The sequence below is a fragment of the Microcoleus sp. Pol17C6 genome, from assembly GCF_036701145.1.
Taxonomy (GTDB): Bacteria; Cyanobacteriota; Cyanobacteriia; order Cyanobacteriales; family Microcoleaceae; genus Microcoleus.
Genome location: NZ_JAUBQH010000063.1, coordinates 20,942 through 37,924, shown reverse-complemented (window position 1 = coordinate 37,924; position 16,983 = coordinate 20,942). Strand labels below are relative to the sequence as shown.

At 46.0% G+C, this 16,983-nt stretch carries 15 protein-coding genes; 10 read left to right on the top strand and 5 right to left on the bottom strand.

Translation table 11 applies throughout. The features are described from left to right. Window positions 1–246 precede the first annotated feature (246 nt). From QUA25_RS23880 to QUA25_RS23870, 3 genes are all read right to left on the bottom strand, one after another. The gene (locus QUA25_RS23880) at window positions 247–582 is read right to left on the bottom strand and encodes a ribulose bisphosphate carboxylase small subunit (RefSeq protein WP_333041670.1); all 336 of its coding nucleotides are present in this window, start codon (window positions 580–582) and stop codon (window positions 247–249) included. 45 nt (window positions 583–627) lie between these two features. Beyond that, on the bottom strand, window positions 628–1,038 hold the full coding sequence (gene rcbX, locus QUA25_RS23875) for a RuBisCO chaperone RbcX (protein ID WP_333041668.1): 411 nt from the start codon (window positions 1,036–1,038) through the stop codon (window positions 628–630). A 136-nt stretch (window positions 1,039–1,174) separates the two neighbouring features. Then, window positions 1,175–2,605 carry a form I ribulose bisphosphate carboxylase large subunit gene (locus QUA25_RS23870; protein WP_190660564.1) on the bottom strand — a complete coding sequence of 477 codons (1,431 nt, stop codon included), beginning with the start codon at window positions 2,603–2,605 and terminating at the stop codon, window positions 1,175–1,177. A gap of 611 nt (window positions 2,606–3,216) precedes the next feature. Between QUA25_RS23870 and QUA25_RS23865 the strand changes: the two genes are divergently transcribed. The 5 genes from QUA25_RS23865 to panB all read left to right on the top strand — a co-directional run bounded on the left by QUA25_RS23865 (window position 3,217) and on the right by panB (window position 8,414). After that, a complete protein-coding gene (locus tag QUA25_RS23865; protein WP_333041667.1) occupies window positions 3,217–4,974 on the top strand; it encodes a serine/threonine-protein kinase in 1,758 nt (585 codons plus the stop codon). Between the two features lie 64 nt (window positions 4,975–5,038). Then, entirely contained in the window at window positions 5,039–5,473 is a 435-nt protein-coding gene (locus tag QUA25_RS23860) for a hypothetical protein (protein WP_333041666.1), read from the top strand. Window positions 5,474–5,563: 90 nt separating this feature from the next. Next, window positions 5,564–6,370, top strand: coding sequence for a hypothetical protein (locus QUA25_RS23855; RefSeq protein WP_333041664.1), 807 nt, complete (start codon window positions 5,564–5,566; stop codon window positions 6,368–6,370). A gap of 102 nt (window positions 6,371–6,472) precedes the next feature. Continuing rightward, window positions 6,473–6,868 (top strand): hypothetical protein, encoded by a 396-nt coding sequence (locus tag QUA25_RS23850; RefSeq protein WP_333041663.1) that lies wholly within the window; start codon window positions 6,473–6,475, stop codon window positions 6,866–6,868. Between the two features lie 769 nt (window positions 6,869–7,637). Then, window positions 7,638–8,414, top strand: coding sequence for a 3-methyl-2-oxobutanoate hydroxymethyltransferase (gene panB, locus QUA25_RS23845; protein ID WP_333041661.1), 777 nt, complete (start codon window positions 7,638–7,640; stop codon window positions 8,412–8,414). A 61-nt stretch (window positions 8,415–8,475) separates the two neighbouring features. On the opposite strand, the gene tatA is transcribed toward panB, so the two are convergent. Further along, window positions 8,476–8,667, bottom strand: a complete 192-nt coding sequence (gene tatA / locus QUA25_RS23840; protein ID WP_190734631.1) for a twin-arginine translocase TatA/TatE family subunit — start codon at window positions 8,665–8,667, stop codon at window positions 8,476–8,478. 128 nt (window positions 8,668–8,795) lie between these two features. On the opposite strand from tatA, the gene QUA25_RS23835 reads away from it, so the two are divergent. The 4 genes from QUA25_RS23835 to QUA25_RS23820 all read left to right on the top strand — a co-directional run bounded on the left by QUA25_RS23835 (window position 8,796) and on the right by QUA25_RS23820 (window position 13,402). Beyond that, window positions 8,796–9,533 (top strand): phycocyanobilin:ferredoxin oxidoreductase, encoded by a 738-nt coding sequence (locus tag QUA25_RS23835; protein WP_333041658.1) that lies wholly within the window; start codon window positions 8,796–8,798, stop codon window positions 9,531–9,533. Between the two features lie 71 nt (window positions 9,534–9,604). Continuing rightward, window positions 9,605–11,248: an HlyD family efflux transporter periplasmic adaptor subunit gene (locus tag QUA25_RS23830; protein ID WP_333041657.1), complete on the top strand. Its 1,644-nt coding sequence runs from the start codon at window positions 9,605–9,607 to the stop codon at window positions 11,246–11,248. A gap of 171 nt (window positions 11,249–11,419) precedes the next feature. Then, window positions 11,420–12,580 (top strand): ABC transporter permease DevC, encoded by a 1,161-nt coding sequence (devC, locus tag QUA25_RS23825; protein WP_333041655.1) that lies wholly within the window; start codon window positions 11,420–11,422, stop codon window positions 12,578–12,580. A gap of 99 nt (window positions 12,581–12,679) precedes the next feature. Next, a complete protein-coding gene (locus QUA25_RS23820) occupies window positions 12,680–13,402 on the top strand; it encodes a DevA family ABC transporter ATP-binding protein (protein WP_333041652.1) in 723 nt (240 codons plus the stop codon). A 17-nt stretch (window positions 13,403–13,419) separates the two neighbouring features. Here QUA25_RS23820 and QUA25_RS23815 read toward each other — a convergent pair whose 3' ends face one another. Continuing rightward, window positions 13,420–14,331, bottom strand: a complete 912-nt coding sequence (locus tag QUA25_RS23815) for a hypothetical protein (RefSeq protein ID WP_333041650.1) — start codon at window positions 14,329–14,331, stop codon at window positions 13,420–13,422. Window positions 14,332–14,868: 537 nt separating this feature from the next. On the opposite strand from QUA25_RS23815, the gene QUA25_RS23810 reads away from it, so the two are divergent. Further along, window positions 14,869–16,947, top strand: a complete 2,079-nt coding sequence (locus tag QUA25_RS23810; protein WP_333041648.1) for a DNA polymerase III subunit gamma/tau — start codon at window positions 14,869–14,871, stop codon at window positions 16,945–16,947. Window positions 16,948–16,983 lie beyond the last annotated feature (36 nt).

Sequence of the window (16,983 nt, the reverse complement as noted above, 5' to 3'; positions counted from 1 at the left end):
ATTTTGGTTTGTAAGGCAATTATCTACGCAGATATTGCCTTACAGATTTTTTTTTGCTCACTTTTTCAGTGCCATTGGACTATGGATGACTGTTTTTAGTCTAAACTCCAATTGTAAGCTATAGCAGAAGGAAGAAGAAGGACTAAAGTCCTTAGTACAAACATAAAAAAAGAGGCAGAGAAAATTCCCCGCCTCCAATCTGCAATGACTGTTAACCTAAAAGTTAGATTAGCCAGCCAATACTTTTTAGTAGCCTCTGGTGTTAGGCTTGTGGACGATGAAGCTCAGCACTTGGCACTGCTTCACGTTGTCAAAACCCATGACGCGGATGTAGCAACCAGGATTATCTTGACGGCAAGCTTGAACTTCTGTCATGATTTCTTGGACGCTGCGAGCACCAAACAAAGGCAACTTCCACAGAGTCCAATAGCGCATTTCAGCGGCAGAGGTTTCGTTGAATTCTACGCCGGGAATGTAGCCTTGATCCAGGATGTACTGGAGTTGCTTGGCAATTTGCGCGTCTGTCAGCGGGGGCAAATAGGACAGAGTTTCGTAACGACGCTCTTTAGGTAAAGTCTTCATTTTTTGTATCTCTAAGGTGTGTGTTCGATCGCACTTGTCGATCGATTAACTCGACAAATTATCCAGATTCGGTTCAGAATCTATTGATGTTTCAGGATTACTGCTAGGAACAGACCAATTAAGTTGCGTAGTTCGCTCTAAATGCTGGCGTCTGTGTTCCATATTCGCCTGTTGAATGCCAGTACAAACCATTTCTGGCAAATATTCTGTCACATCGTGAGCCAGATACTCTCGCACAGTCATGATCCGAAATCCTAAATCTTGATTTTCCAAAAGCAACTCTTGAATGTAGGCTTCTCCATCTTGGATTTTGGCCTTCGTGGAAAAATCATTCAACCAGATTGCCAGAGGAGGATTGGTTTCGCTCAACTGAGCGACCACCATCCGCACGGATTGATAGGTTAGGTAACTTGCCAGCACCTTAGCGGTGTCTTTCGCAACTTGTTTGAGATCCATTTTGACCCCAGCCCCCTCAAATTTTAGATTTTGGATTTTAGATTTTGGATGCAAACTTACTTGTAAATCTTCTTCAAAGATAAAGACTTCCTAGCAAGTTTGCGACCTAAAACCTAAAATCTCCAACCAAAAATCCTTAAAGGGTATCCATTGCCTCGAACTCAAACTTGATTTCTTTCCAGAGTTCGCAAGCAACAGCCAGTTCAGGAGACCATTTGCAAGCTTCGCGGATCACGTCGCCGCCTTCGCGCATCAAGTTGCGGCCTTCGTTACGAGCTTGGACGCAAGCTTCCAAAGCAACGCGGTTAGCAGTTGCACCAGGTGCGTTGCCCCAAGGGTGGCCCAAGGTGCCGCCGCCGAACTGCAAGCAGGAGTCGTCGCCGAAGATTTCCACCAAAGCCGGCATGTGCCAGATGTGGATACCACCAGAAGCAACCGGCATGACACCGGGCATGGAGGCCCAATCTTGGGTGAAGTAAATACCGCGGCTGCGGTCTTCTTCGATGTGGTCTTCGCGCATCAAGTCTACGAAGCCCATCGTGATGCCTTTTTCGCCTTCGAGTTTACCCACAACTGTACCGGAGTGCAGGTGGTCGCCACCGGACATCCGCAAGCACTTGGCAAGCACGCGGAAGTGGATACCGTGGTTTTTCTGACGGTCGATAACTGCGTGCATGGCGCGGTGAATGTGCAGCAAAATACCGTTGCGGCGGCACCATTTAGCCAAGGTTGTGTTAGCAGTGAAACCACCGGTCAGGTAGTCGTGCATGATGATGGGGGTTTTGATTTCCTTAGCGAACTCAGCCCGCTCCATCATTTCTTCGCAGGTGGGGGCAGTTACGTTGAGGTAGTGACCCTTGACTTCGCCGGTTTCTGCTTGGGCTTTTTCAATAGCTTCTTGAACGAACAGGAAGCGATCGCGCCAGCGCATGAACGGTTGCGAGTTGATGTTTTCGTCGTCTTTGGTGAAGTCCAAACCGCCGCGCAGAACTTCGTAAACGGCACGGCCGTAGTTCTTAGCAGACAGACCCAATTTGGGCTTAATTGTACAACCCAGCAAAGGACGGCCGTACTTGTTCAATTTGTCCCGCTCAACGGTAATACCGTGAGGAGGGCCTTGGAAGGTTTTCAGGTAAGCAATGGGAATCCGCAAGTCTTCCAACCGCAGAGCGCGCAGAGCTTTGAAACCGAACACGTTACCAACCAAAGAGGTCAGCAAGTTGGTGACGGAACCTTCTTCAAACAAATCCAAAGGATAAGCAATGAAGCAGATGTATTGGTTGTCTTCACCGGGAACTGGCTCGATGTCGTAGCAGCGACCTTTGTAGCGGTCGAGGTCGGTCAGGAGGTCAGTCCACACAGTTGTCCATGTACCTGTGGAAGATTCAGCAGCTACAGCAGCGCCGGCTTCTTCAGGGGGTACTCCCGGCTGCGGTGTTACCCGGAAAGCCGCCAAAACATCTGTATCCTTTGGGGTGTAGTCCGGCGTGTAATACGTTAGTTTATAGTCTTGAACTCCGGCTTTATACCCAGCCTTTGATTGAGTTTGGGTTTGCGCGTAAGCCATATCTCGCTTCCTAGTATTCGCTTAATTTTTTTGCCCGATCGCAGGCTGTTAAAAATATATCAACAAAGTGTCACTCTCAAATTTTAATATTCTTTTAATCATCATAAGTATTATTTATTTTGCTTTACATTAGGCAAATATTTGTAACATATCTTATGAAATGCCAGCGGCGAAGGATGCAGGAGGAAAGGCTGGGGATCGCAGAGTGGGGAGGAATTTTGAGAGACCGAAAGATATGGTGCAGCAAGCGGAACAGCGGATTAATACGGTTTATGTAAAGAATTTAATACTTAAAAATCAGAATTGGTAATGGGTAATGAGCCCGGGGGAAGTAGTTAGAAATACCTAAAGTTGTGGTTAGTAGTTGAGATCGATCTCAACTGCGATCCAGTATGCAATCTAAAATCCCAAATCCCAAATCTAAAATCTAAAATCCCGTGACTTCCAGACCGCCAACTCAAAAATCGACAGCATAGCACATAATATGGACAGGACTTGTGCTCTCAAACCAAATCCGTCGTTACAGCCATTTAACCTCGCTGAAAACCGGGTTTCTGCGTTAGCTGCGCGTAAGTCTACTATGGATATTTAGCCCCATTTTTACTCTGGTTGTGCCTCACCCCCCTTCAAAAGCCGTTCACTGCATCAATCCAGATTGCCCAAGGCCCTACCCTCAGACTTGGGGCAACAATTTTTGTCATAGTTGCGGGGCTCCGCTGCGGCTAAAAAATCGCTATGTGCCTCTAGAAAGCCTCGGTTCCGGTGGCTTTGCAGCAATTTTCACAGTCTGGGACACAGAAACTGAAACCGAGCGCGTCCTGAAAGTGTTGCTCGAAACTTCCGCGAAAGCCCTGAAACTGTTCGAGCAAGAAGCTTGGGTTTTGGCACTTTTGCGGCACCCGGGCGTCCCGAGAGTCGAGCCTGACGGTTATTTTCACGTCCAAACGCAAAATTTTGCAGGCGGGGATGGAAATCCTGCGGCGAAGCGGCTGCCTTGTTTGGTAATGGAAAAGATTCACGGCAAAACTTTAGAAGAGGTTCTCGACGAGCACCCTCAAGGATGTCCGCAGGAATGGGTGTTTAGTTGGCTGAGTCAAGCTGTGGAAATTTTAGAGGAGTTGCACAGGTGTCAGATTATTCACCGCGACATTAAACCCTCAAATTTGATGCTGCGAGACCCGGAATCGCCCCAAGTTTTGCTAAGCAAGGGTTTGGGCGGACTACAATTGGTGACGATCGACTTTGGGGGAGTTAAACAGATGGGCGGTGTCGAATCCGTGGGGAAAGATTCTCGGAGTTCGACGCGGTTGATTTCGCCTGGGTACAGTCCCCCTGAACAAATTGTCGGCGGCGGTGTGGTGCCGGCAACGGATTTTTATGCCCTGGGGCGGACTTGCATTCATTTGCTGACGGGGAAGTATCCGGCGGAAATTGAAGATCCGATGACGGGTGAGTTGCGGTGGCGCCACATTGTATCTGTGAGTCCGGCTTTGGCGAATTTGTTGGACGATATGGTGCGATCGAACGTGCAGCAGCGTCCGGCGACGGCTGGCGATGTTCGGGCGCGTTTGCAGGAGATTTATGCTAGGAGTAAGGGCAAAATCGCGATCGCCCCTGCGGGTCAAGCTATTTTAGAATTCTGTCGGCAAGTAGTGGTGGCGGGGGCGCAAAAAACTGTCAGCCTGACTGGTGTTGTGTTCGGCGCGATCGCCCAAATCGTGGTAGCTTCTCTGGATACGGGCTGGGAAATGGTGCTCGGTGGCGTTGGTGGAACTGCCGGGGCCATCGGCGGTTTGGTTTTGGGTTATGCTTCGCCTCTAGGCCCGGAAATTGCCAGTTTTCTGAATGAAGGTTTGCAGCAATTAATGCCTAACATGACTTTCGCTGTCGGGCCGGAAGTGCTGCTGTTTGGGTTTGCGGGGTTCGGAACTGCGATCGGTTTGACGGATGCGGGGAGTTTTCGCCAGCAAAAACAGTATTGGCTGTCGGGATTGATGGGAGCTCAGGGTTATTTGTTGGCTGGTTTGTGCTGGATGGAAGCAACAGCTTCTAGCGGTGTGCAGGGGGTTATTTTGGGAGCTTTTGCGATCGCCTCTTTGACTGTGGGAATGGGTTTGCGGAGCCATCAATTAGTTCACGCTTTGGTTGTGGCTGTTTTCTCTACGGGAATGTTTCTGTTGCTGAATGCTTGGAACATTTTTCCGGGGAGTTTCTTTGGGATTTTGTCACTGTCTAACGTTACCTTCGGCTGGCTGCAAGTTTGGGGCTCAATTGTGTTTTTTGGTTTGTTGGGAAGTGCGATCGGGCTTTGTTTGGGAGTTAGTCATTATTTAGTTGTGCCCGTTCTCAGGTGGTTGGGATGGCGGTAGGAATTAACACCAAATCACTATGCTAATCGAGTCGTTATCAATTAAGTCTGTCTCAAGATTTTCAATGGTTGGTGCTCTGGCGATCGCCCTTGTCCTCAGCAGCCCCAATCTAGCCAAAGCCGAATCGCGAGAACAAGCCGTCGATCGATTGACCGATTTCTTATTCTACAGGGTTAATCCTCAGTTAAACAATCGCAAACTCCAAGCGGGCGATCGCGAATATAGCAATCAATGGCGGAGATTGCGCGAAGCGATCGATCCGCGAGTCAAGTCGGTACAAGAAGTCTGCTTTAGGCCCGCCCCAGGAGATACAGGATGGGAATTCACGACAATTAACGGCGAAACCTACGAGCAAACCTACGATTTACTTGCAGATACAATTTTTTACAGCCGCCATCCTCAACGAACCGGACAGCCAGTTCCCAAAAGCGATCGGATCGGCATTAGTGAATGGTCAGCAATTCGACGCGAAATGTATATTTCCAATTGTGGACTGTGAGACTCGATCGCCTTACACCGCAGCATTGATCGAAGATAATTCCTAGAGGTCATTTCTACACCACTCTGTAAAAAGAAAGGTTTTAAACCGATGAGTATGAAAAGTTGGATATGCGATCGCACTCTTGTTACAACCAGAATTATTGCAGCCTGGCTTGGACTAATCGCCATTGGATATACAAGTTTTGCCGGTGCTGCCCCACAGCAACAAATTTCCAGCATAAATAGTGCAAAAATCGATACAGCCAGTCAAAAAAAAATCCTCAATAATCCCGAAGAAAATTCAACAATCGTTGCTTTAAGTGAAAAGGTTCAAGTCAGTCTTGAAAATTCTGTAAATTCCAATAAAAAAATACCTCTTCAACAAGGTATGTCATACGAAGAGGCGCGTCAAATCCTGATTCAACAACGGTGGCAGCCAAGCTTACAGGGTCAACCCAACCTCAGAGATCGTTCGGTTAAAGAGCTATTTGATTTAGGATATCCAGAGATTAAGGATTGTTCTGGTACAGGAGAGGGGCCTTGTCGTTTTGAGTTTATCAATCAACAAGGAGAACTGCTAGTTATCGTCGCTACGACAAGAGGTTCTGAAAATACAAAACGTTTTGTGAGGAATTGGTGGATTGAGAAAAAGACAGATAGCCATCAACAAAAATCGTCATCAAACATAATTGAAGAAGGTCGTTATTGGTTGGGAGGTACGGATCAGGGTTTAGAGGTAAAGGGAAAACAATATCGATATTATGACGAGTCTAATATCGAGCGACCGTGGCAACCTCTCTCTGAGTTACAATATATCACAAAAGGCGTTGTGTTTGATGGGAGAAATTATTGGTGCTTATCTACTCTCGCACCTAAAACAGGAGGAGTTTCTTGTTCTAAAAATGGATGGGAATAGAAGATTTATCACCAGCAATATCGGGGAGATTGATAATTTTTATAGGGTTTAATGGTGTTAATTAAATCACTTTCAATTAAGTCAAAATCGCAGTTTTTATGGGTGTGTGCGTTAGCTATAGCCCTTGTACTCGGTGGTTCCAATCTAGACAGTTCTACAGCGCGCGATTATGAATCACGCACTCAAGCTGTGGATAGGTTTACGGATTGGTTTTTTTATAGAGTGAATCCTCAATTAGGAGGCCGCAAATTGCGTTCTGACGATTCTTCTGCCTACATCCGCGAATGGAATGCTATTCGTAATACAGTGGATCGAGAAATGATTACTACACAAGGAGATTGCGTCGGTGATGCTTTCTGGGACTTCGATTATCGTTCTCATGGGCGATCGCTCGATCGGATTGCAGATACAATTTGGGATATCCGCGATCCATCGGGTGACAAAACTCGTGCAGTAAGGATTCAGGTCACTGAACTCCTTGCTGGGCAAAGACTTTAGATCTGGAGCTTGATGCTAAATAAATCTCTATTCTCAATAAAAGACAAAAAATGACAGTTTTTCGTCCTTTATTGACAATCAACCACGAAAGGCAAAAACCCTTATTTTGCCCTACAACCCTTGCCAGACAAGCGTTGGAGCCGCAAGTTTTTAGACCTGAATCCTTACCTCGTGCAGATGTTTCTAAACAAGAATGGCAGAAGCTTCGTAATTCAATAATTAGAGAGCATTATTGCTATTAATGTGCAACAATTGTCAACCAAAATTAAACAATAAAGAACCACAGCGCTCTCAGTTACCAATATTGTTAAAACATAGATATAATATGTACCCTGAATTGTACGATCGCTCAGTTAAGTTTAACTTTAGTTGGTGAAGTCCCAGGAAATCCAGCAATAGGAACCAGAAAATGTATTCTGTTCAAAAATGTTGGTTTTGCCGTAGCTGGACGAGAAGGCAGGTATGATTGTGTAGAAAGTCCCGCAGGAGAAGAACCTTGACTTGGCTTAATTATCCAGGAAAATTTGGGTTGAGAAGGGGACTTGAAAAATCAGGGGTTAATTCTTTTGCCCGCAGAGGGAATGCAAAGTTATTTTCGCGTATACAATTTATCTAATTTTCTCATCTTACTCTTAGTTCGCCTCTGCTGGAAGGAAAGTTGGACTATTAAGTGATTTCAATGGCAGAATGATCGATAATATAATCTGCGATCGCCCGGATTTGATATCATAAGTAATACCCAGAAAAAATATTATATTTTTGCACTAAAATGTCAGTCACTACTCATCAATTAATTCAGTGGAAACAACAAGGGCGGTCAATTGTTGCCCTGACAGCTTATGATTATGCGATCGCCCAACTCATCGATCAAGCAGGCGTAGATATCATCCTAGTCGGCGATTCCCTCGCCATGACAGTCTTAGGCTACGAGACAACCCTACCCATAACCCTCGATGAAATGCTGCACCACGCTAAAGCAGTGCGCCGTGGAGTTAAACAAGCATTAATTGTTGTAGATTTGCCGTTTTTGACTTACCAAGAAAGTCCCCAGCAAGCCATGCACTCGGCCGGGAGAGCTTTGAAAGAAACTGGCGCTCAAGCTGTAAAATTGGAAGGTGGATATCCAGCAATGGCTGCCACAGTTTCGCAGCTAACATCCGCCGGAATTCCAGTGATGGGGCACGTTGGTTTAACTCCGCAGTCGGTACACCAACTCGGCTACAAAAAACAAGGAAAAACAGCCGAAGCAGCCGATCGCATCATAGCAGAGTCGATCGCGCTTCAAGAAGCAGGTGCCTTTGCGATCGTCTTAGAACACATTCCCGCCGACTTAGCCGCTCAAATTACCCAAAAACTAACTATTCCCACCATTGGTATCGGCGCCGGGCCGCACTGCGACGGCCAAGTTTTAGTTACTTCCGATTTGTTGGGACTTTCGGAAAAACAGCCGCCTTTTGCTAAAGCTTACGCCAATTTGCGAGAAACAATTACCCAAGCTGTCACAGATTATTCCCTCGAAGTTAGAGAAGGCAAATTTCCAGAATAGGTTCTTAGTGAGGGCTTGAGCCCTTAAAAAGGAAGACTAAAATCCTCACTACAAACCTAATTTACACTTTCGGCTGACCCTCTTCCTCTTTATCCTTCTCAACAGCTTCATCCTCAGATTGACCAACCCCTTCCTTAAAACTCCGCAGCGTTTTGCCCAAAGCATTTCCCAACTCAGGAATCTTCTTGGGGCCGAAAATTAGTATAGCCACCACCGCAACAATGCCCATTTCAGGCAATCCCAGACCAAACATACAAAATCTCCTGTAAAACTTGCTCGATCGTAAGTCAATCTACTGATATTGTTAAAGTATCTACCTTTTTTCCTGCATCTTGCAACAGTAGAATCAAGTTTTATTAAGCTATCCCCCGATAAATACGAATGTTAGAAATATCCCAGCCTTCTCTGCGCGACCAACAGCACCATCTCATCCGCGATTTAGCAGACCGGATGGAAGCAGTATGGCACCGCTATCTAGACCTCGAACCCTACCACCTGCCCGCTGAGTTGGGATATGTAGAAGGCCGCTTGGAAGGAGAAAAACTGATCATTGAAAACCGCTGCTATCAAACGCCCCAGTTCCGCAAAATACACCTCGAACTCGCTAAAGTCGGGCCGTTGCTTGACATTCTGCACTGCGTGATGTTTCCCAGACCGAATTATGCTTTGCCGATGTTCGGTACGGATATCGTAGCAGGCAAAGGCCAAGTTAGCGCCGCGATCGCAGACCTTTCTCCCCTCAATCCCGATCGAACTTTGTCGGAAACCTACCGAACCCAACTGGCAATATTGCCGATCGATCAATTTTCTTGTCCCCGCCAAATTCCCGAATGGGGGGATATTTTCTCAGAATTTTGCCTGTTTGTGCGGCCCGAGTCGATCGAAGAAAACAGTCGGTTTTTGGATATTGTTGAATCCTACGTTGAAATTCACTGCAAACAGGCAGTCGCTTCCGAACCAGTCTCTGCCGCAGAAGCATCGAAAATTCTAGACGCTCAAATTTACTACTGCACCCAGCAGCAGCAAAACGACAAAACCCGCCGCGTACTCGAAAAAGCTTTCGGTCAAGATTGGGCCGAACATTATATGACCGAAGTGCTTTTTGATATCCCTAAATAGCTTAAATGTGTTTACAATACTTAATAGTAGGTGGGCAAAACTTAATTAGGAAATCACCTACTTTATAAGTAATGGGAAAGGAATCACGGGTCAAGGATAAATCATTTTTAAAACCCCCAGGGCGAGGACTCATCGGTTTAGCGATCGCCGCCACTCTCATTACCACAGGAGTCGGTTTTTGGCAAGTATCTCAACTTAAAAAAGCCGAAGAGTTAAAGGCGGCGGCGGCAGCGGCGGCGGCAACTTCCGTCGCCACCCGCAACAGTGTTACCGCTTTGGGTAGGTTGACTCCGCAGGGGGAAGTTATCAAATTGTCGGCCCCTTCGGCGTCGGAGGGAGCAAGAATTGAACAGTTGCAGGTGGAAGAGGGCGATCGAGTCAGTCAAGGACAAATCATAGCAGTTCTCGATACGCGCGATCGACTCCAAGCAATCCTGCAACAAGCCGACAAAGAAGTCAAAGTCAAACAAGCAGAATTAGCGAAAATTCAAGCAGGCGCAAAAACAGGCGTTGTCGGCGCTCAAAAAGCAGAAGTTGCCAAGTTTGAAGCACAAGTGCAAAGAGAAACCGAAGGCGAAGCAGCCAATATCGCCCGCTTAGAAGCTCAACTGCGAAGAGAAACCGAAGCCGAACAAGCTAACGTCGCCAAATTTGAGGCACAACTCCAAAGAGAAACCGAAGCCGAACAAGCTAATCTTGCCAAATTTGAGGCACAACTCGAAAGAGAAACAGAGGTGCAGCAGTCCAAATTGGCTAGGCTAGAAGCTCAATTGCGCGGCGAAATTGCGTCTCAAAACGCTACAGTCGATCGGCTAAAAGCCGAATTAACCAACGCCGAAGCCGAGGAACAACGCAATAAAGAACTCTCCCAAACAGGCGCAATTTCTGCTTCCGCCTACGACACCAAACGCTTAGCAGCAGAGACGGCTCGCCAGAGAGTAAAAGAAGCGCAAGCTATATTAGAAAAAACAGTGCAAACACTGCAAGAGCAAATAGTCGAAACCAAAGCAACAATCAAACAAACAGTAGAAACAGGCAAGCAGGAAATCAATCAATCCCGAGCCAATCTCCGACGCAAGTTAGAAACAGGCAGGCAGGAAATTAACCAAGCCAGAGCAACCTTAAATCAAAAGATAGAAACTGGTAGAGAACAAATCAATCAAGCCGAAGCAATACTAAAACAAAAAGCAGAAACTGGCCAAGAACAAATCAATCAAGCCAAAGCAAATCTAGACCAAATTGCCGAAGTACGTCCCGAAGACGTGCAAGCCGCCCAAGCCGCCGTCGAAAGTGCGATCGCCTCCAAACAAAAAGCTCAAGTAGACTTAAACTTAAGTTACGTCAAAGCACCCGTATCCGGCTACATCCTCAAAGTTCACAGCCGACAAGGAGAAGCTGTCAACACTCAAGATGGCATCGTAGAACTAGGCGGCACCGATCAAATGTACGCCGTAGCAGAAGTTTACGAAACCGACATCGCCAAAGTGCGAAACGGCCAGCGCGCAACAGTCACCAGCCCGGTTTTTGCAGGCACTGTGGAAGGAAAAGTCGATCGCATCGGCAAACAAATCAGCAAAAAAGATGTCCTTAATACAGACCCCGCCGCCGACACCGACGCGAGAGTTATCGAAGTTAGAATTCGCCTCGATCCGGAATCGAGCAAGAAAGTTGCAACCCTAACAAACTTGCAGGTTGAAGTCAAAATAAATATCTAAATTTTACGTTGAGACAACTTACGGATGGGGACTCAATCAACCGGGTATTTTACCGATATTAAGGGTTTGAATCAAATATAAGGGGAAAAAAACAGATTTCTCAACACCCGTGCTTAAGTCGTAAAATTATTCCCTCCTAAACCTAAAATCTAAACTCTAAAATAGACTCTTATGGCAAAAATACCACTAGCTTGGGCACAATTAACCCGCGAAAGAATGCGCTTAGTAATCGCGCTAGCAGGCATTGGATTTGCTGACTTGCTAATGTTTATGCAGTTTGGATTTAGAGACGCGCTATTTGAAAGCTCCATCACCTTTCACTCGAAATTAAAAGGAGATATTTTTATCAGCAGCACCCAGTCTACGGCTTTAATAGCCATGAAAAGTTTTCCCCAGCGTCGCTTGTATCAAGCTTTGAGTTTTAACGGCGTTACAGCAATTAGTCCCGTATATTTAGGCTTTGGATTGTGGAAAAACCCCGACCCCAACCAGCGCAATACTCGCCAATTGATGGTAATCGGTTTTGACCCTGCTCATCCCATCTTTGATCTGCCTGAAATCCAAAATAATTTGGACAAAATCAAAATTTCGGATGTGGTTTTATTTGACCAAGCTTCTCGGCCGGAGTTTGGGCCGGTAGCAGAATATTTCAAACAGGGAAAAGTTGTTGAAACTGAAGTTGACAATCGCCGCGTTAGGGTAGATGGTTTATTTACTATAGGGGCCTCTTTCGGTGCCGACGGAAATCTTGTCACCAGCGATTTGAACTTTATGCGGATTTTTTCGACGCGGAGAACAAGAGGTTTAATCGATATAGGTATTGTTCACTTGCAGCCGGGAACAGATGTTAAGGCTGTTGTTGATAAAATGAGGGCAACTTTGCCGAACGATGTGAGAATTTCTACTAAAGAAGAGTTTGTAGATTTTGAAAAAAAATATTGGCAGGAAAGTACCTCCATCGGATTTGTTTTCACACTCGGCGCGGCAATGGGATTTATCGTTGGGATAGTGATTGTTTATCAAATTCTTTATACTGATGTTACCGACCACTTGCCGGAATACGCGACGCTGAAGGCGATGGGATATAAGGATATTTACTTTTTGGGTGTGGTGTTTCAAGAGGCTTTGATTTTGGCAATTCTTGGCTATTTGCCAGGGTTTGGAGTTTCTTTGGTGCTGTACAATTTAGGGAGAAGTGCTACGAGTTTGCCGATGTATATGACTTTGGCGAAAGCTATGACTGTTTTTATTATGACAGTTGTAATGTGTTCTGTGTCCGGCGCGATCGCAGTTAGGAAGTTGCAGGCGGCTGACCCGGCGGATATTTTTTAAGGAAGGAAGAAGGAAGTTCGGCAACGGATTCTGTAACGGATGTAAGGGATGTCAGGAAGAAGGAAGAAGGAATTACCAATTACCAAGTACAAATTACGAATGAATACTTTACCAGTTGTCTCGATTCAAAATCTCAATCATTCCTTCGGCGAAGGACAACTTCGCAAACAGACATTATTTGACATCAACCTCGAAATTTATCCGGGCGAAATCGTGCTGATGACTGGTCCTTCTGGGTCGGGTAAAACAACATTGTTAACCTTGATAGGAGCTTTGCGATCGATCCAAGAAGGTAGTCTTAAAATTCTTGGCCAAGAATTGCGGGGAACGCCGAAAAACAAATTAGTTAAAATCCGCCGCGACATCGGCTATATTTTCCAAGCTCACAATTTGCTCAAATGCTTGACAGCTAGGCAAAATGTGCAAATGTCTTTAGAACTGCACAGTCATCTTTCTCCCCAAGAAACTAATGATAAAATAGAGGGAATGCTGGAAGCTGTAGGCTTGGGAGAAAGAATAGATTATTACCCAGACAGTCTTTCTGGTGGTCAGAAACAAAGAGTTGCGATCGCCCGCGCATTAGTCAGCCAGCCGAAATTAGTATTAGCAGACGAACCCACAGCAGCACTAGACAGTAAATCAGGTAGAGATGTGGTAGAAATTATGCGAGGTTTGGCCAAAGAACAGCACTGCACTATTTTGCTTGTCACCCACGACAACCGCATTTTAGATATAGCCGATCGCATTATTCACATGGAAGACGGCTACCTCGCACAAGACACATCAACAACGGTGGCAACCGGCGTTCTTTCGGGAAAATAATATTAATCCACCTACACTTATTTCCGAGAAACGGGACGCTTTCCTCCTACCTTAGCAGGACTTTTTGTCCCACTTTTTGCTGGACTTTTAGAACTACTTTTGCCACTTTTTTGACCCTTAGATCCGGCCAATTGGCTATCATTGGCATTTGCAGGTCTGCCGGCAGGCGTTCTAGTAGTCCTAAAGGTAACATTCACCCCTTCATTTGACTGTTCCAGCACCAACATCGGCGTCGGCTTGGCTTTTTGATCCCACTCAATATGAACGATGCGACCTTGAATTGTTGGCTGCCAACTGTCGTGATCGTCTGAAGGACTCAGATAAGTTTCCAAACAGTCAATAATTTGATTAATTGTCGCTGATGTTGCCTGAGTCGGCAGTTTCATCAACTTAATTTGAATCCGAAACAGCACGCGTTTTTCTATTTTTATTGCCGGATCGCCAGTTTCGTATTCGATATCAAACATCGAATCCACTTGCCGGCCGCTGCCCGCATTCCCATTTTTATCTCCCACTGCCCCCTGAGTCGGACGCAGGGCAATACTAATTTTTTCTTTAACTTTTACCTTGATCTGGTTCACAATGGCAAAGTGAAAGACCTCTTCCGCCATCCGCATTCTCAGGTAGTCTAAATTAAAGTCTCGCGAGTGGATAAGGTCGGGATTCTTTTCCATCTTTAACATGGTTTCCAGAGCCATTTTATATTTTTTCTGGAGTTCTCGATTTCTAAACTCCTCAAATTTGAGCTTTTTACTCAAATCGTCGAGTTTTAGCTTGGTAAACACCGCTAAACCGATAAGCAATAACAACAGTAATCCTGACCCTCCCATTAAGAGTTGGTCTGAGGACGGATCTCCGGGTTTAGCCTTTTTAGGTTTGGGAGAGGCTACTGCCAACCTTGGTTCTACAAGGATTATTTGGGTTGACATGGGCTTTTAAAGGGTAAAATTTGACGCTATATTTATACAGGACTCCAGAGTAGAGCTGGTAGTGCAACTGGATCAACCAACATTGACATCATTCCACCATCATCTTGGTACAACTGGATTTCTGCAACTGGAGCACGCACCCTCTAATTAATACTTTATCTTTAACTGCAAGCAGGTTTCCGAAATATCGGAAAATCCCGCGCTGGCACTGGCCAATAGAAATGGTGAATTGTCTGTAATATATTATACCAATACATCTAAAAAAAATGTTTGTTCGGCGGTCTCCGTTTCTAGAAAAATAAAAAGAAATACACATAAATTAATAGTAACTCTGGGAGCGAGCAGCGGAAAACATCAAGCAGAACAGTCGATCGCCCGGACGATCAGGGGGCGGACGTTGGAGAGTGATAATTCCTACTGTTGGCTGACTCCCGCCGTGCCAGCCCACCGGGCGGCTTGCTGTGAAAGTCGAGCTGTGGTGCGATCGAACAACGTCTCCTTAGCTAAGATTACAGCTAATACCACCATTATTCGATCGTGACCTACGAACCCCTGCACCACAAATATCGCCCTCAGACATTTGCCGAATTAGTCGGTCAAGAGGCGATCGCCCAAACCCTCACCAGCGCCATCCTACAAGAGCGCATAGCACCAGCATATCTATTCACCGGCCCCAGAGGCACCGGTAAAACCTCTAGTGCCAGAATTTTCGCCAAATCTCTCAACTGTATTTCTACGGTTGCCCCCACCCCCACACCCTGTGGCAAATGCAACGTTTGCCAAGAAATTGCCCGAGGTTCCACACTAGATGTCATCGAAATTGACGCCGCCAGCAACACCGGAGTAGATAACATTCGGGATTTAATCGAAAGAGCTCAATTTGCTCCCGTACAATGCCGCTATAAAGTATATGTAATCGACGAAGTTCATATGCTCAGTACCCAGGCATTTAACGCCTTATTAAAAACCCTAGAAGAACCGCCAGATCGCGTTGTATTCGTCCTCGCCACAACCGACCCACAAAGAGTATTACCAACTATTATTTCTCGTTGCCAAAAGTTTGACTTTCGTCGCATCCCCCTCGAAGCAATGATTGCCCATTTGCACAAAATTGCCAAATTAGAAAATATCAATATTGCCAGCGATGCAGTACAAATGGTTGCTCAAATCGCCCAAGGTGGTCTGCGAGATGCCGAAAGTTTGCTCGACCAACTAAGCTTATTTCAGGGTGAAGTAACAGTCGAAAAAGTTTGGGATTTAGTCGGTGCAGTCCCCGAAAATGATTTAATGGATTTGCTGCAAGCTATTGATACAGATAACGCTACAGCATTAATAGACATGACCCGCCATCTCATGGATCGCGGTCGGGAACCGCTAATCGTGCTGCAAAGTCTCGCGAGTTTTTACCGAGATTTGCTAATAGCCAAAGCTGCACCAAAGCGGTCAGATTTAGTAGCTTTAACATCGGCCACTTGGGAAAAACTGGGGGATTTTGCCCGCAGTTGGGATGCGGAGTTGATTTTGGCAGGTCAGAAACATTTGCAAACCCACGAAGTGCAAATTAAAAACACTACTCAGCCGCGTTTGTGGCTGGAAGTAACGCTGTTGGGATTGTTGCCTTCAGCAATTAGAACTCAGCAGCAAACAACAGCCGAACCAGCGAAAAATATTGCTCCACCACCACAAAATTACCCCCCCCAACCCAGGGCGGGCACGGGGGCACCGCCCCTACAATCGGGGGGGAGTCAGACATCTCATATTGAACAATCTTCAGTTCCCAATTCGCAGAATCCTCCGCCTCAGTCGCAGCCTGTGGCTAATCGAACAGAAAGCACACCTCCTGCAGCGATTCCCGCACCTGTACCAACTGCTGAAACTAATCAAACAAATTATTCCTCGACTAATTCAGCCGATGAAATCGATTTAAATCGAGTGTGGGAACAGGTACTTGACCGCGTGCGGCCGCATGGCACTCAATCGCTGCTTCGCCAACATGGACAGCTAGTAATTTTTAGCAATAATACTGCTCATGTTAAGATTAGTTCCCAGCCGTTGCTCAATATGGTTAAAGACAAAGTAGCTAATATTGAAGAAGCTTTTTTGCAAATTTTTAACCGTCGAGTAACAGTAAAAGTGGGCTTGACAAATCCCGCTGAAACTAATAGTTCCCGCGCCAAGGATTTGCCTACTTCTAACGGACGTGTTGGCGAAAATCCTAGGAATTCTCATCCTGTGAGTGATGCGGGCCAACAGGTGCAGAAATCGGCGGGTTCTGAGATTACAGATGATTTTTTGGGGAATGGTGGAGAACAAAAGCACCCGCCAGCGCCTGAAAATACCGCCGTTAATGTGCCGGCAATTTCCGAATCGCGATCGCCCACAAACGGTTCTACAGACTCTCAAAATGACTTTAAAGCTCAGGCTATAGCGGTGCGTGATGACGCTCAATATGTCGCGAATACGGCTAGGAAATTGGCTGATATGTTTGACGGGGAAGTAGTCGATTTGTCGGATGACTTGGAGATTTGGGAGTCGGAAACTTTTAGATTGGAATCTGAACCGGATTTTTCCGAGTTGTCTTCTGAGTTAGGTGAGGATGATTTTATAGATTGGTAATGTAGATCACTAAAAAAACCGAGAAACCCGGTTTTT

What these genes read in the sequence shown, in the direction of transcription:
- QUA25_RS23835 (WP_333041658.1), top strand. Translation starts at nt 8,796, where the DNA reads ATGTTAGAAATATCCCAGCCTTCTCTGCGCGACCAACAGCACCATCTC.
- QUA25_RS23880 (WP_333041670.1), bottom strand. Translation starts at nt 582, where the DNA reads ATGAAGACTTTACCTAAAGAGCGTCGTTACGAAACTCTGTCCTATTTG.
- QUA25_RS23820 (WP_333041652.1), top strand. Translation starts at nt 12,680, where the DNA reads ATGAATACTTTACCAGTTGTCTCGATTCAAAATCTCAATCATTCCTTC.
- QUA25_RS23830 (WP_333041657.1), top strand. Translation starts at nt 9,605, where the DNA reads ATGGGAAAGGAATCACGGGTCAAGGATAAATCATTTTTAAAACCCCCA.
- QUA25_RS23855 (WP_333041664.1), top strand. Translation starts at nt 5,564, where the DNA reads ATGAGTATGAAAAGTTGGATATGCGATCGCACTCTTGTTACAACCAGA.
- QUA25_RS23870 (WP_190660564.1), bottom strand. Translation starts at nt 2,605, where the DNA reads ATGGCTTACGCGCAAACCCAAACTCAATCAAAGGCTGGGTATAAAGCC.
- devC (WP_333041655.1), top strand. Translation starts at nt 11,420, where the DNA reads ATGGCAAAAATACCACTAGCTTGGGCACAATTAACCCGCGAAAGAATG.
- panB (WP_333041661.1), top strand. Translation starts at nt 7,638, where the DNA reads ATGTCAGTCACTACTCATCAATTAATTCAGTGGAAACAACAAGGGCGG.
- tatA (WP_190734631.1), bottom strand. Translation starts at nt 8,667, where the DNA reads ATGTTTGGTCTGGGATTGCCTGAAATGGGCATTGTTGCGGTGGTGGCT.
- rcbX (WP_333041668.1), bottom strand. Translation starts at nt 1,038, where the DNA reads ATGGATCTCAAACAAGTTGCGAAAGACACCGCTAAGGTGCTGGCAAGT.
- QUA25_RS23860 (WP_333041666.1), top strand. Translation starts at nt 5,039, where the DNA reads ATGGTTGGTGCTCTGGCGATCGCCCTTGTCCTCAGCAGCCCCAATCTA.
- QUA25_RS23815 (WP_333041650.1), bottom strand. Translation starts at nt 14,331, where the DNA reads ATGTCAACCCAAATAATCCTTGTAGAACCAAGGTTGGCAGTAGCCTCT.